This window comes from Marinobacter sp. DUT-1 (assembly GCF_050379415.1).
Classification (GTDB): domain Bacteria; phylum Pseudomonadota; class Gammaproteobacteria; order Pseudomonadales; family Oleiphilaceae; genus Marinobacter.
Window position 1 is genome coordinate 44,332 of the sequence record NZ_JBNRLS010000002.1, and the last position, 13,840, is coordinate 58,171.

Consider the following 13,840-nt stretch of genomic DNA (forward strand, 5'->3'; position numbering starts at 1 on the left):
TACTAGAATTCGTATCTCAGGCCGCCCGAGAACTGGAAGCTGTTCACTTCACTGCCGGTGTCTTCGAACAGCTTCCCGCCCTCGAACACCAGGAAGGTGTCCTCCATGACCTCGAAATCCAGGCCAGCCACCCAGCTGGTGCTGAAACCACTGTCCGGGAATTCCTCGCCAAAGCTGCGGTAGAAGACGTTACGGTCGGCATCCGGGTTCTCGAGGGTGGCCTCGCCATGAATGTAGGAAAACCCGAACTGGCCATAGATATTGGCGTATTCGCCGAGCGGGTAGTGCATCCCGATGTACCAGCTGGCGAAATAATCCACCGCCAGGGTGAAGTCACTGTCCGGGACCTCGGCATCCTTGTAGCCGCCACCGGCACGCAACTCCGCGTGGAACAGGTCTGTGATGTGCCCGCCAACCACGAGGGTGGCCGCGCTTCCCCAGGCGCGCTCGGCGGCCGGACCGATGGTGCGGTGGTTGATGGCCGTGGCCATCAGGCCGATGTAGTGTTTGTCCGCCCGCGGGGTGGTTTCCTGGCTGAGTGCCTGTTGAGAGGCCAGGAGGGCGCAGAGGTAGAACGGTGCCAGGGTGGATCGAAGGGCAGTGGGTACAACCTTTGTCATTGTTATCGGGCTTCCTGACGGGTGAGCGGTTGGCCCGATTCTGCCTTGTGTAACGGTTTGTTACGTCGACCCGTGTCACAGTTCCCTGTGTTCAAAACGGGGAGGGGAGGTCTAACAAGGGGTCAGAAGAAGGGTTTCTTCAGACCCCGACTTCAAACTCCGGGGTCAGATGAACGCTTTCATCTGACCCCATCTTCACGAGGTTATCCCTCAGGCCTCAGTCTTCGTCCAGGTAGCCCTCTTCCCGCGCCAGTAACAGCAACGCATACACCCCATTCTCCGGCAGCAGCGGCTCCAGCCCTTCCTCGATCATCAGCTGATGGCGACGATCCTCCAGAGTTTCCACATCCAGGCCGGTGATCAGGTCACTGATCGGCGCAATCTCGAACGGTGGCTCGTGGCCCACGGCACTGAAGATGAGGTCCACCAGGATCTCGTCCGGATCCAGGCCGTCGACGTACACAGTCTGGTCAGGCAGGTCCTCGTGCAACTCCCGGACCAGCTCGATGAGCGGAACGCCCTGTTCCATGAGGTAGCGGATATCAGTGTCTCCCGGGTCGCCGTCGTCGGGCAGCCAGCTCTCATCCGGGGCAATGACTACGGCTTTCATCTGCCCATCGGCCAAAGACCACGCAATGGCCGTCGGGAACAGGATATCGTCGGTCTGGCAGTATTCGATATCGAGAAATCTGGGTAGGGACAAGTTAGTCTCCGTTCCGCCGTATGGGTGGATATAAGGAATGTCACTATGGCCTGTAGGAGCTGTTATCGCTTCATGCCATACTGTTACCACGCAATTATCAATCAATCAGGAACATCATGGAACACGTTGAATTTAACAAAGATTTGATTGAATTTCTGAACAGCTCACCGACTCCGTGGCATGCGGTGTCGACCATGAAAAGCCAACTGGATGCCGCCGGATTCGAGCAGCTGGATGAGCGTGATGACTGGTCACTGGATCGTAACCGGGGATATTACGTCATTCGCAACGGCTCCTCCATTGTGGCCTTCCGAACCGGCAGTAAAGACGTTTCCACCAGTGGTATCCGTATGGTTGGTGCCCACACGGACAGCCCGTGCCTGAAGGTCAAACCCAACCCGGAGCTGCGCCGCAAAGGCTACTTCCAGCTTGGTGTCGAAGTCTACGGAGGCGTGTTGCTCAATCCGTGGTTTGACCGGGACCTGTCCCTGGCCGGTCGCGTCACCCTGCTGGACGAAGCGGGTGAGGTGCAGGATGTCCTGGTGGATTTCCGCAAGCCGGTTGCGTTTATTCCGAGCCTGGCGATCCACCTTGACCGGGAAGCCAACAGCAATCGCTCGATCAATGCCCAGACCGATCTTCCGCCGGTGCTCATGCAGGTTCCGGAGGACGACAACACCAGTTTCGCTGATCTGCTGAGCCAGCAGGTCGCCGCGGAAAGCGGTATCAAGGCCCGCAAGATCCTGGGTTACGAGCTGAGCTTGTACGACGCTCAAAATGCGGAGTTCGTGGGGCTCCGGAATGAGTTTGTCGCCTCTGCCCGGATGGACAACCTGCTGAGCTGCTACATCGGCCTGCAGTCGCTGATCCACACCTCCGGTGACGAGGCCGCGCTGCTGGTCTGCAACGATCACGAAGAGGTGGGCAGCATGTCCGCAGAGGGCGCGCAGGGGCCATTCCTGACTGCGGTCCTGGACCGGTGGTGCGGTGCTGGCAAGGCCCGGGCCATCGCCCATTCCATGATGATCTCCGCGGACAATGCCCACGGGGTGCATCCGAACTATCTGGACAGACACGACGAGAACCACGGCCCGATCCTGAACCAGGGGCCGGTGATCAAGGTCAACCACAACCAGCGCTATGCGACCAACAGCCGTTCCGCGGCGCTGTACCGGCACATCAGCGATGAGCTGGGCCTGCCGCACCAGACTTTTGTGGTGCGCAGCGATATGGGCTGTGGCAGTACCATCGGACCGCTGACCGCCGGAAACCTGGGCGTGACTACGCTGGATATCGGCGTCCCCCAGTTCGGCATGCACTCGATTCGCGAGCTGATCGGGGCAGAGGATGGCTTTACCCTGTTCCGCGTCCTGGCGGAGTTTATGCAGCGGAGAAAAGTATTCTAGGATAAAAAAAGAAAAAGGCCGCTGATCGGAAATCAGCGGCCTTTCGGAATAAGTGGCTCCCCGAGCTGGGCTCGAACCAGCGACAAACGGATTAACAGTCCGTTGCTCTACCAACTGAGCTATCGGGGAACAATGTCGAAGTGGCGCGAATATTAAGCGCTTTGATTTGAGTCGTCAACCCCCTGAAATGAAAGGTTAAAAATTGTACGGAAGCAAGACGTTACGGTACCGGCCGCCGGTGTGGCTGAGGAATGGCCATGTGCAATCGGTGTGGCCAAGCCTGTTCCGGACCGTGCCGATGCAGGAGCCGGTCCGGGAGGTATTGCCCACGATGGATGACGACGAGCTGCAACTGGACTGGTACCGCCAGGGCAGTGATCGTCTGGCGGTCATCTCCCATGGCCTGGAAGGGCACAGCCGCAGACCCTACGTGCTTGGCCTGGCCCGGGCCCTGCTGGCCGAGGGGTGGGACGTGCTGGCATGGAACTACCGTTCCTGTGGTGGTGTGATGAACCTTCAGCCCCGTTTCTACCACAGTGGCGCCACCGGGGATCTGACCCACGTGGTCAATCACGCCCTCGCAGGCCATTACAAATCCCTGTTCCTGTCCGGCTTCAGTATGGGCGGTAACCTGACACTGCTTTACCTTGGGCAGCAGGGTGAGATGGTGGACAGTCGGATCTGCGGCGCCGTGACCTATTCCGTGCCGTGCGACCTGGCCGGAAGCGCGGAGGTGCTCGCACTCCCCAGTCGTCGGATATACATGCAGAGGTTTTTGAGGGACCTGCACGTAAAAATGCAGGAAAAATCGAGAAAGTTCCCAGATCTTATTGATACAGCAGGGTTTGAGTCGATCCGGAATTTCAGGGAATTCGATGACCGTTACACAGCGCCCCTGCACGGGTTCCGGGATGCCGAGGACTACTGGACCCAGTGTTCGGCTTTGCCGCGTCTTCGGGATATCCGGGTACCCGCGCTGATGATCAATGCCACGGATGATCCGTTCCTGTCCGCAAAATGCTTCCCGGAGTCACGAAAACTGTTGGGCGACTACGTGCGCCTTGAAGCACCCCGGTGGGGTGGGCATGTCGGCTTTGTTGAGCACGCCCGGGACGGTTTCTACTGGTCGGAACGGCGTGCCCTCGGCTTCCTCAACCACCTGTCATGAACCGGTGGCGGCCGTACGCGCCTCCTCCAGCATGGGTTCGAGCACCGGCCAGACCTTGTCCAGGAGCTTCGGTTGCGCCTGTTCGCTCGGGTGAATACCGTCTGGCTGCATCATCTCCTCAAGGTTGTAGATACCGTCCAGGAAGAAGGGAACCAGTTCGGTGTTGTACCGGTCCGACAGAGTCGGGTACAGCTCCGCAAACATCTGCGTGTAGCGGGGTCCGTAATTGGGCGGCATCTGCATACCGACCAGCAATGCCTTCGCGCCGGACTGCAGGGTATCCTCGATCATGGACGCCAGGTTGGATTCGATCACGTTGGGCGGGAAACCCCGTAGCCCGTCATTGCCACCCAACTCGATGATCACGACCTCGGGGCCGTGCTTCTCGATCAGCTCCGGCAGTCGTCTCGCGCCGCCATCGGTGGTTTCGCCACTGATACTGGCATTGACCACCTGCCAGTGGCTCAGACCATTCTCATCCAGGCGCTGGCGCAGCAGTTGGACCCAGGCGGTTTCGGAGGGCACGCCATAGGCGGCACTGAGGCTGTCACCCATGATCAGGATGGTGTTCTGGCTGGCCAGTGCAGGAGCGGCCAGAGTGGTGAACAGCACCAGAAGGATTGATCTGGTGTGCAGCAATAGCGTATCCATAGACAATTCGTTTACCTTGATAAAACGTTTTAAACCATTGACCCGGGAGTACCCGTGAACCAGATGACCAATCCGACGCCTGAAAGCCAGCCACCGATGTTGCGAGCGAAAGACCTGACTCATCGGGTTCGCCTGGAAACCGATACGTTGACGATCTTGCAAGGGGTCAACCTGGAAATCAATCGTGGAGAATCAGTAGCCATTGTCGGCCGGTCCGGTTCCGGAAAGACTACCCTGCTGGGTCTGCTCGCGGGGCTGGATACACCAACCGAGGGTTTGGTGGAACTTGACGGCGCCATCATCAGCCAGCTGAACGAAGACCAACGGGCGCAATTGCGGGCAAGCCGGGTCGGCTTCGTTTTCCAGTCTTTCCAGCTGCTGCCGGCGCTGACCGCTCTTGAAAACGTCATGCTACCGCTGGAGCTGGCTGGCATCGAGGATCCGGAGAAGCGCGCCCGGGAATTGCTCGAGCGGGTCGGCCTCGGTGAACGCCTGACCCACACGCCGCGGCAGTTGTCCGGTGGCGAGCAGCAACGGGTGGCGATCGCCCGGGCCTTCGCCTCTGAGCCCGTGGTCCTGTTTGCCGACGAGCCTACCGGCAATCTGGATAACCGCACCGGCCAGGCGGTCTCGGACCTGCTGATGGCACTCAACCGGGAGCAGGGCACCACTCTGGTGATGGTTACCCATGATGAGCACCTGGCGGCGCGGTGCTCAAGGCAGTTCCACATCGAAGCGGGACAACTGACTGAGCCTGAGTCCAATGAGCTCGGGGAGCCGGTGTCCTGATGGCGGCCGAACAGAAACTCATGTCTGTGCGCCGGGACTGGCGCGAACGGGATGTGCGGGTCGTTCTCGCGGCCCTGGTGATTGCGGTCGCCACGGTGGCGACCATTGCGCTGTTTGCCAGCCAGCTGCAACGGACCCTGGTTACCTCCGCCAGCTCTTTCCTGGCGGCGGATCGTCAACTTGAAGCCGAAAATGGCCGGCCGATCCCGGATTCGTGGTTGCAGGAAGCCGATGCCCGGGGCCTTGAGACAGGGCAGATGGTTGAATTCTCAACCATGGTGTTCGGCGGCGGTGGCTTCCAGCTGGTGTCCGTCAAGGCGGTCAGCAATGAATACCCCCTGCGGGGCGAGATCGAAATCCAGACCGGGCCGGACAGCCCCCGGGAATTGGTACAGTCCGGGCCGAAAGCCGGAGAGGTCTGGATCAATCCCCGATTGCTGCGCCTGCTTGAATTGCAGATTGGCGATTCGCTGGAAGTGGGGAACCGCCAATTGACGGTCTCCGGCCTGCTGATCCGGGAGCCTGACGGCGGTTTCCGCCTGTCTGCGCTGGCTCCGAGGGTGATGATGCACAAGGACGACGTGCCATCCACGGGCGTGGTGCAGGAAGGCAGCCGGGTGGAATACGTGTACCTGTTTGCAGGTGAGGAAGCCGCTCTGGAAGGTTATTACGAGTGGCTGCAACCCAGGCTGGAACCCAGCCATGAATGGGAGGGTGTGCGGGACGGTGAGACTTTCTCCCGCTCCCTGCAGAGGGCCGAGCGTTTCCTCCTGCTCGGTGGCAGTCTGGCGGTATTGCTGGCCGCCGTGGCGGTCGCTGTGGCCAGCCGGCAATATGCGTTGTCCCAGCGGGATACAGTGGCGCTGCTGAAAACCCTGGGGCTCAATGGCGCCGGCATCGGCCGGCTGTACCTTAGAAGATTGCTCCTGTGGGGCATTACCGGCATCGTCGGAGGCCTGCTGGTGGCCCTGCCGCTGTTCTGGCTGCTGGCGTCCATGCTCAGTGATGTGCTGGAACGCCCGGTGGACATCTCCCTGGATCCAGCCGCACTCGCCCCCGCGCTTCTGACCGCCCTGGTGTCCCTGTTCGCCTTCGCCTTCCCGCCGATCCGGCGCCTGCGCAATGTCCCGGCCATGCGGGTACTGCGCAGTCAGCCCGGAGAGCGCGGCCGCGAGGCCTGGCCGGATATGCTGGTGGCAGTTGTCGCTATTTTCGGACTGGTCTGGCTCTACGCCGGTGAACTGGCCCTGGTAGTGTCACTGCTCGGTGGCCTGGCGCTGCTGCTTGCGGCCCTGGGGCTGCTCGGGTGGGGGATGGTGATGGTATTGCGCCGGGTTCGCGGTGGCGGCAATGCCTGGCGCCTGGCTCTGGTCGGCCTGTACCGGCACCGCAACGCCAGCCTTTCCCAGATTGCCGTCTTCGCCATGACGCTCATGCTGGCAGCCACCCTGGTGCTGGTCCGCACCTCGCTGCTGAATGACTGGCAGGCGCAGCTGCCGGACGATGCGCCCAACCATTTCCTGATCAACATCGCCCCGGATACCGTGGATGAAGTGGCCGGTTTCTGGGACGACCAGGGTCAGCCACTGGAAGAACTCTATCCCATGGTCCGGGGCCGGCTCACCGAGCTGAACGGCCAGCCGGTCAAGGAAGCAGTGAGCAAGGACGAAACTATTGGTGCGCTCAATCGCGAACTCAATCTGACCTGGATGGATTCTCTGCCGGAAGACAACGAGATCATCGAAGGCAAGTGGTTTGCCGATGGCGACCAGGAAGGCGTTTCGGTGGAAGCAGAACTGGCCGGAAGGCTGGGCCTGCAACTGGGAGACGAGCTGACCTTCACCATCGGCGCGCAGCAGGTGACTGCGGCCGTGACGAGCATTCGTACCGTCCAGTGGGACAGCATGAAACCGAACTTCTACATGGCCTTCCCCCCGGGCGGTGGCCTGGAAGGACTGCCCGCCACCTGGATCACCAGTTTCTATCTCCCGCCAGAGAAGAAGACGGCGCTTAACGCCTTCTCACGCCAGTTCCCGACCGTATCGGTGCTGGAGATCGACCATATCATCAGCCGGATACAGGAAATCGTACAGCAGGTGACCCGGGCCATTGAGGCTATTTTGGCCCTGATCCTGGCGGCTGCGCTGGTAGTGATGGCCGCCGTGGTCAGTGCCACACTCCGGGATCGTCAGCGGGAAGGCGCGTTGCTCCGGACCCTGGGCGGGCGCCAGTCGCTGTTGGTGCGCAGTACCATGCTGGAGTTTGCAGTGCTGGGTGGTTTTGCCGGCCTGCTGGGTGTGGTTGCCGCAGAGGCAGCGGTTTATGCCTTGCAGTTCCGAATGTTCGAGGGCAGCTTCAGCTGGCACTGGCAGGTCATCATTCCGATCCCTCTGATCAGTGCCGTCGTGCTTTCCGTGTTCGGACGCTGGCAGTTGCGGCCAGTGCTGAGCGTCTCGCCCATGCTGCTGTTGCGGCGGCTTGAGTGAACCGGGTCAGCGGTAATTCGCGAGAATGGCGTCCAGCTCGCCATTCTCGCGTATCCTGGCCAGTTCGCGATTGAATGCTTTGGCGAAGTCCTGACAGTCCTTGCGCAGCATGATCCTGAACCCGAAGGTGCTGATGCTTTTCGCGGACGTGCGGAAGCCGTCCCTCAGACCTTCGTTTCTCAGGAACCATTTGCCCACCAGCCGGTCGGCAATGGCGGCGTCGAACCGGTCTCCGTGCAGCACATACAGGAACATGTCCCTATCCCGGGCCACATCAAAGCGCTGGATTTTGCCGGATTCGAAATGCGGTTCCAGTGCCGGGTAGATGTAGCCCAAATGGGTCACGATGGTCCGTGAGAACAGGTCCTCCGGGGTTCGGTACGCCAGTTCCGAATTCTTAGGAATGAAGAAGACTTCCTCGATGGCCACCACCGGATCAGTGAACAGGAACTTTTCCGGCTCATCGGTCCATTCCCGGGCCCGGGGTGTGGCATCGATAAAACCCTCAAGCAGCATCTGATCTACCCGTTTACGGGGCACCTTCTCGGCGATCAGTTCATAGCCAAGTCGATCCGAAATCAGTGACATCACATCCCACATGATGCCCGAAGGCGTCTGGTTCTCGACGATGAGGTAGGGTGGATAACCGTTCGGAGAAACGTTGAAACGTACGGTCTGTTTTTCGGAGGCTACGCTGGCTTTTATCGGGAAAAGCAGGGCTGCGGACAGAAGACACAGGAAGGGCAGGGCCAGGAGGGAGGGCTTTCGGTCATTCATTTTCGGACTCTGAGGGCGTCGTGAACTTTTTTCAGGGTAATCCGGCTACCTCCCTGCCAGCTTGCGGTGCAATTGTTACTGTATTGCGGGCCGATTTCAATTATTTCGGTTCTTTCTTTTGCCGTGGATCAAACGGGCCCGAAGGCCCGTTGCTCAGGCCCAGGCCCGGCGCAATACTGCACGCGCGTCCTCGAGAGTGACTTCCTTAGGGTTGAACATGATCGAACCATCATCGAGGGCCATCTCGGCAATATGGTCCAGCTGGCTTTCCAGCACCTTGCCGGTTTCCTTCAGGGTCCGGGGCAGCTGACAGCGCTTGTAGAGCTGGTCCCGCAGCTTGCGGATGGCAGAAATGGTCGCTTCCGCACGGCGGGCGGCCGGTGTCGCCGAGTAGACTTCCGGGCCCTCTAGATACAGCAGCAACTCACCCAGGGGCTCCCGAATTGATTCCAGGTTGTACTCCAGCACGTATGGCAGGTAGAGGCTCATGCACAGGCCATGGGGCAGGTGGCAGATCGCTCCGGTGGCGTGGCCGAGGGAGTGTACCAGCCCAACCATGGAGTTGGAGAAGGCAATGCCAGCCATGGTCGAGGCCTGGGCCAGCTCCAGTCGCCCTTCGGTATCCTTCGGGTTATCCATTACATTCAGCAGCGACTGGCTGATCTTCTTGATGGCGGCCGTGGCATAGGCGTCGCTCAGCGGATTCTTCGCCATGCAGGTGAACGCCTCGGTGGCGTGGGTCATCGCATCCATGGCGGTCGCCGCGGTAATGTGCGGTGGCAGTGTCAGGGTCATCCGCGGGTCGATGATGGCGGCATTGGGCAGCAGGAAAGAGGAGGTGAACGGCAGCTTCACGCCCTTTTTCTCGTCAGTAATCACCGCCACGGCGGTGACCTCGGAGCCGGTGCCGGCGGTGGTCGGTACCACAAAGAACGGCTTGAGCGGGTGTTTGAGAATGCCGGCGCCGCTGTATTTGGCAATGTCGTCACCGCCTTCGGACACCAGGATGTTTACGGCTTTGCCGGTATCGATAGCCGACCCGCCGCCCACCGCGATGATGGCATCGCACTTTTCCTGCCGGTAAATACCGGCGATATCACGGACGACGGAAGTGGAGGAGTCCGGCGGCACGTCGTCATAGATGCTGACGATCTCCAGCCCGCTCTCCTCGCAGGCGGCAATCACCGGGTCCAGCAGGCCGGCCGCGCGCACGCCCTTGTCGGTGACGATCATGGGCCGCTTGGCCGCCAGGCCGGTCAGTTCGTAAGGGATATGCTCAAGCGCAGCCTTGCCGGCAATGACTTTGACCGGGCAGAAGAACTCGTAATATTTTTGGCTCATTTAGGGTCTCACTGTCTCGACAAAATTGGTGGCAACCTTCAGGTAGATCCGGGCGGCACTGATCAGTTTTTCCGGCAGATGCAGGTTGGCGGGGTACTCCTTTACCGCCCGCTCGGCAATCAGTTTGGGCAGGATAAAGGTCTCCAGCCTGTTCAGCACACGGGTCATTCGTACCGCATAGCTGACGTCACCATCCACCAGCATCCGGTCATTGGCAAACGCCTCCGAGGTCTTTTCCTGGAAGGACAGCACCAGGAAAGCATGGGCGATGTGCTTGAACTGGATCGACAGGTCCACCGGCCGCGGGGCGGACTGGCCGTGGTAGTGGAAATGGCCGTCCCCGGTGTGCTCCACGATCAGGCGAGGGCCCTCGGGCATGACCATCATTTCGAACAGCAGCCCTTCCGGAAGTGCCCGGGCCTCATTCTGCACGGTCTCGTCCACTTCACTGACTGCCTGCAAGGCCCGCCCCATCACCTGGAACATTATGTCCACGTAGAGTCGGCGCGCCTGGAACATCATCGGCTGGATACGTTTGAGCAACATGGCCGTCGTCCATAGTCTGTTGTTGATACCAGTGATTTTTAGAGTTAATGCTCTAAAAGTCAATGCAGGCAGTGACGAAGTTTTGCCGTCGCTGGGGCAACTGGAGATTGAACAATAAAAAAGCCGGGTCGCTGTCGCGGTTCCCGGCTTTGTTTGAGGCGAGCAGAGGGCACTACTGGGTAATCGCGGCCAGCTTGCGCTCGGCTTCCTCGCCCACATCGCCTCCGGCTTTGGCAGCCTGGCTGTAATAGGCCACCGCTTCGTCACGGCGTTTCTGCTTGACGGCAACATCGCCCATACGCAGATAGCCTATGGATGTGGGTACCACTTCATTGGCCTTGGTCAGGTGTTTCCTTGCCTTGTCGACCTTGTTCAGGGCCAGGGCATTCAGACCGCTGCGCAGCTGATACTCGAACATCTCCGGGTACAGCGAGACGGCCTTGTCGAAATCGGCTTCGGCCTTGGCCATTTCCTTCTGCTGCTGGTAGAGACGCCCTCTCAGGGAATAGAACATGGCCTCCCGGGGCAGGATACGGATCGCCTCGTTGATCTTGGTGAGGGCAGCCTCATAGTCCTTGTTCGAGGCCAGTTTCAGGGCCTCGTCATGGGCGTCGTATGCTGGCTGCAGCTCCCTCAGCCTGGCCAGCTTGCGCTGATAGACATCCGCGCCCCGATACCCGCCGGCGCCGATCTTGCTGACCAGTTCCCGGTTCTCCGCCACACGCCTGGCCGAAGGCGGGTGCGTGGCGAACAGGCCCTGGATAAAGCCCTGGTTACGGCCTTCACTCAGTTCCAGGAACAGCTGCTGCAGCTCCACTGCCGCCTGGGGGTCGTAGCCGGCCTTCTTCATGTAATTGATGCCGTAGTGGTCAGACTCCAGCTCATCCCCCTGGCTGTACTGGGCCAGGGCGAGTTGTGCACCGAGGGCTGCACCGCCCATGACCAGGCCGGCCCACTCGTTATCGGACACCGCAAACCCGAGCCCGGCCACGCCGAGGCTGATCAGCTGGGCCTGTTGCATGCGCTGGACGCTGTGCCGGGCGGCGGCGTGAACAATCTCGTGGCCCAGCACTGACGCCAGCTGAGCCTCATCGTCCAGCTTGGTGAGCAGGCCCCTGTTAATGGCGATCTTGCCCCCGGGCAGCGCCCAGGCGTTGGGCACGCTGTTGTTTAACACCACGAATTCATAGGGCAGGTCGGGGCGGTCGCTCACCTGTGCCAGCTTCTGGCCCACTTCACTCACGTAGAGGTTCAGTTCCGGGTCGATATAGAACCGACCACCCTGGGTCTGCTGGGTCGGCACATACTGTTCGGCTCCGATGGCCAGCTCCTGGCTTTCGGGGATCAGCGACAGCTGTTTCTCGCCGGTGACAGGGTTAACAGAGCACCCCGCAATGAACGCAAGGGCAAGAAACACCAGCCCGAATCGGGATTTGGAACGAAGCACGGTTACCTCCTGTAGTACCTGGGTGCCTGGTGGATGTTGGTTCTATACATAATTACACGGTTGGGTGAGCCTGAAAACGCCCGTTTTCTGGAGAGGCGCCTTGTCTTGACGTATTATGGGTAACCGATTCCTTTCCCCGTTATGAATTCCTGACTAAGGCCTTCCATGAACAATCTGCTCGAGCTTGCCTCGCTGCTCTGGTTCTTCATCTGCTGGGTTGGCTACACCCAGTACTCGAAACGCCGGGCTGCTGACAGGCCCTGCCTGTCGAACACTCTGGATCTCTATCGGGAAGACTGGATGCGGGTGATGCTCAGGCGGGGAAATCGCATGTCCGATACCTCGGTGGTGGGTAACCTCGAACGCAACGGCGCCTTTTTCGCTTCCAGTTGTCTGCTGATCCTGGCGGGTATCATCACTGCACTGGGTTACACCAGCGAGGCCATGGAGGTGTTCGCTGCTATGCCCTTCAGCGCGGTGCCGACCCGGGAGATCTGGGAATTGCGGCTGGTGGTGCTGCTGGTGGTGTTTGTCTATGCCTTTTTCAAATTCACCTGGTCCATGCGAATGTACAACTTCGTCGCGGTGATGGTTGGCAGTGCACCCCTGGCCGAGGACACCAAGACCAGTCCGGCAGCCCGGGAGGCCTTCGCCCGCAGTGCCGGCAACATCTGTAACATGGCCGGGGATGCCTTCAACCTGGGGCTAAGGTCGTTTTATTACGCGCTGGCGGTGGTCGCCTGGTTCTTCCATCCCGTTGCCTTCATAGCCGCCTCCACCATTGTGGTGATTGTGCTCTACCGTCGGGAATTCTGCTCCGATGCTCTGGAGGCGCTACGCTCAGGAAAAGTGTTTGAGGAGCCGGCTGCGAGCAAGGCCGAAAAAACCAACTGATCAACAGGATTCTCCTGAATGGATAATCAAACCCGAATAGACCGTGTAACCCGGTTTATCGAAACCCTGAACCAGGCCCGCGAGCTGGGTCTGTCAGTCACCGACGCTGGTGACGGCACGCTGACCCTGTGCCTGCCGTACAGTGACCGGATCATTGGTAATCCGGATACCGGCGTCATCCACGGTGGTGCGATCACCACTCTTATGGACACCACCTCCGGCTGCGTCATTCTTTGTGCCCTGGAGGATTTCGAGCTGTGCCCGACCCTTGACCTGCGGGTGGACTACATGCGACCGGCGCATCCCCACAAACCGGTCTACGCCCGCGCGGAAACCTATCGGATTACCCGCAACATCATCTTCACCCGCTGTGAGGCCTACCAGGAGGGCGGGGAAACCATTGCCAACTGCGTGGCCACCTTCATGCGCATCGGCAAAGAGGCCAGCCCCAAACATTACCGTGACCTGATCGCCGGAGGTGCCAAATGACCGATCCGGAAATCCTCCGTTACACCCAGGAAACCGGTGACTTCTCCCGCATGCTCGAAAGCATTCCCTATGCCACCTGGATCGGGCTGCAATGTGAGCGTTTCGGAGATGACCTGATTTTTCGGCTGCCAAAAAAGGAATCCAACCTGGGCAATCCGATCCTGCCGGCCATTCACGGCGGCGTGATTGGTGGCTTCATGGAGATGTCGGCGAACATCTATCTGATTATGTCCCGTGAATCCCTGCGCATGCCCCGCATCGTGGATTTTTCCCTGGACTACCTGCGTGCCGGCCTGAACCGGGAAACCTTTGCCGAGTGCCGGCTGACCCGGCAGGGCAACCGCGTGGCCAATGTGATGGTCACCGCCTGGCAGAAATCCCGTTCCGAGCCCATTGCTACCGCCCGGGCCCATTTCCTCCTCGAAGATTGATCCTGCCTGACCAATCCGGGGCTTGAAATGCCCCGGTGTGGCCCCATTTTTCCTGCAGACCTAACACGACAGTCGGGTGGCAAGGGCAGGAA

Annotated in this window: 14 protein-coding genes and 1 tRNA gene; 7 read left to right on the top strand and 8 right to left on the bottom strand. The window is 60.0% G+C overall.

The window, feature by feature from the left end:
* Positions 1-2: 2 nt before the first annotated feature.
* Both ACQUTG_RS05805 and ACQUTG_RS05810 read right to left on the bottom strand, forming a co-directional pair.
* Positions 3-620 carry an outer membrane beta-barrel protein gene (locus tag ACQUTG_RS05805; protein ID WP_428918504.1) on the bottom strand — a complete coding sequence of 206 codons (618 nt, stop codon included), beginning with the start codon at positions 618-620 and terminating at the stop codon, positions 3-5.
* A 217-nt stretch (positions 621-837) separates the two neighbouring features.
* Positions 838-1,323, bottom strand: a complete 486-nt coding sequence (locus tag ACQUTG_RS05810) for a hypothetical protein (protein WP_428918505.1) — start codon at positions 1,321-1,323, stop codon at positions 838-840.
* A 116-nt stretch (positions 1,324-1,439) separates the two neighbouring features.
* Here ACQUTG_RS05810 and ACQUTG_RS05815 point away from each other — a divergent pair, with 116 nt between their 5' ends.
* On the top strand, positions 1,440-2,729 hold the full coding sequence (locus tag ACQUTG_RS05815) for a M18 family aminopeptidase (RefSeq protein ID WP_428918506.1): 1,290 nt from the start codon (positions 1,440-1,442) through the stop codon (positions 2,727-2,729).
* Between the two features lie 53 nt (positions 2,730-2,782).
* Here ACQUTG_RS05815 and ACQUTG_RS05820 read toward each other — a convergent pair.
* A tRNA-Asn gene (locus ACQUTG_RS05820) sits at positions 2,783-2,858 on the bottom strand.
* A gap of 130 nt (positions 2,859-2,988) precedes the next feature.
* Between ACQUTG_RS05820 and ACQUTG_RS05825 the strand changes: the two genes are divergently transcribed.
* Complete coding sequence (locus ACQUTG_RS05825; RefSeq protein ID WP_428918507.1) at positions 2,989-3,897, top strand: YheT family hydrolase; 909 nt, start codon at positions 2,989-2,991, stop codon at positions 3,895-3,897.
* Here the strand turns inward: ACQUTG_RS05825 and ACQUTG_RS05830 are convergent.
* Positions 3,892-4,548: an arylesterase gene (locus ACQUTG_RS05830; protein WP_428918508.1), complete on the bottom strand. Its 657-nt coding sequence runs from the start codon at positions 4,546-4,548 to the stop codon at positions 3,892-3,894. The genes ACQUTG_RS05825 and ACQUTG_RS05830 overlap by 6 nt on opposite strands.
* A 63-nt stretch (positions 4,549-4,611) precedes the next feature.
* On the opposite strand from ACQUTG_RS05830, the gene ACQUTG_RS05835 reads away from it, so the two are divergent.
* Together ACQUTG_RS05835 and ACQUTG_RS05840 are read left to right on the top strand one after the other, a co-directional pair.
* Positions 4,612-5,337, top strand: a complete 726-nt coding sequence (locus ACQUTG_RS05835) for an ABC transporter ATP-binding protein (RefSeq protein ID WP_428919245.1) — start codon at positions 4,612-4,614, stop codon at positions 5,335-5,337.
* Entirely contained in the window at positions 5,337-7,823 is a 2,487-nt protein-coding gene (locus ACQUTG_RS05840; protein ID WP_428918509.1) for an ABC transporter permease, read from the top strand. The genes ACQUTG_RS05835 and ACQUTG_RS05840 overlap by 1 nt, the downstream gene beginning before the upstream one ends.
* Before the next feature lie 6 nt (positions 7,824-7,829).
* Here ACQUTG_RS05840 and ACQUTG_RS05845 read toward each other — a convergent pair whose 3' ends face one another.
* The 4 genes from ACQUTG_RS05845 to ACQUTG_RS05860 form a co-directional block, all read right to left on the bottom strand.
* A complete protein-coding gene (locus ACQUTG_RS05845) occupies positions 7,830-8,600 on the bottom strand; it encodes a substrate-binding periplasmic protein (RefSeq protein WP_428918510.1) in 771 nt (256 codons plus the stop codon).
* 153 nt (positions 8,601-8,753) lie between these two features.
* The gene (locus ACQUTG_RS05850; RefSeq protein ID WP_428918511.1) at positions 8,754-9,941 is read right to left on the bottom strand and encodes an iron-containing alcohol dehydrogenase; all 1,188 of its coding nucleotides are present in this window, start codon (positions 9,939-9,941) and stop codon (positions 8,754-8,756) included.
* The gene (locus ACQUTG_RS05855; protein WP_428918512.1) at positions 9,942-10,487 is read right to left on the bottom strand and encodes a hypothetical protein; all 546 of its coding nucleotides are present in this window, start codon (positions 10,485-10,487) and stop codon (positions 9,942-9,944) included.
* 172 nt (positions 10,488-10,659) lie between these two features.
* Positions 10,660-11,934 carry a M48 family metalloprotease gene (locus ACQUTG_RS05860; protein ID WP_428918513.1) on the bottom strand — a complete coding sequence of 425 codons (1,275 nt, stop codon included), beginning with the start codon at positions 11,932-11,934 and terminating at the stop codon, positions 10,660-10,662.
* A gap of 165 nt (positions 11,935-12,099) precedes the next feature.
* Between ACQUTG_RS05860 and ACQUTG_RS05865 the strand changes: the two genes are divergently transcribed.
* Genes ACQUTG_RS05865 through ACQUTG_RS05875 form a run of 3 tightly spaced genes read left to right on the top strand, consistent with a single transcriptional unit; the run spans position 12,100 to position 13,748 of the window.
* Positions 12,100-12,828: a DUF599 domain-containing protein gene (locus ACQUTG_RS05865; RefSeq protein ID WP_428918514.1), complete on the top strand. Its 729-nt coding sequence runs from the start codon at positions 12,100-12,102 to the stop codon at positions 12,826-12,828.
* Between the two features lie 18 nt (positions 12,829-12,846).
* A complete protein-coding gene (locus ACQUTG_RS05870; RefSeq protein ID WP_410330257.1) occupies positions 12,847-13,317 on the top strand; it encodes a PaaI family thioesterase in 471 nt (156 codons plus the stop codon).
* Entirely contained in the window at positions 13,314-13,748 is a 435-nt protein-coding gene (locus ACQUTG_RS05875; protein ID WP_113862315.1) for a PaaI family thioesterase, read from the top strand. Before ACQUTG_RS05870 ends, ACQUTG_RS05875 begins: the two co-directional genes overlap by 4 nt.
* The last annotated feature ends 92 nt before the right edge of the window (positions 13,749-13,840 follow it).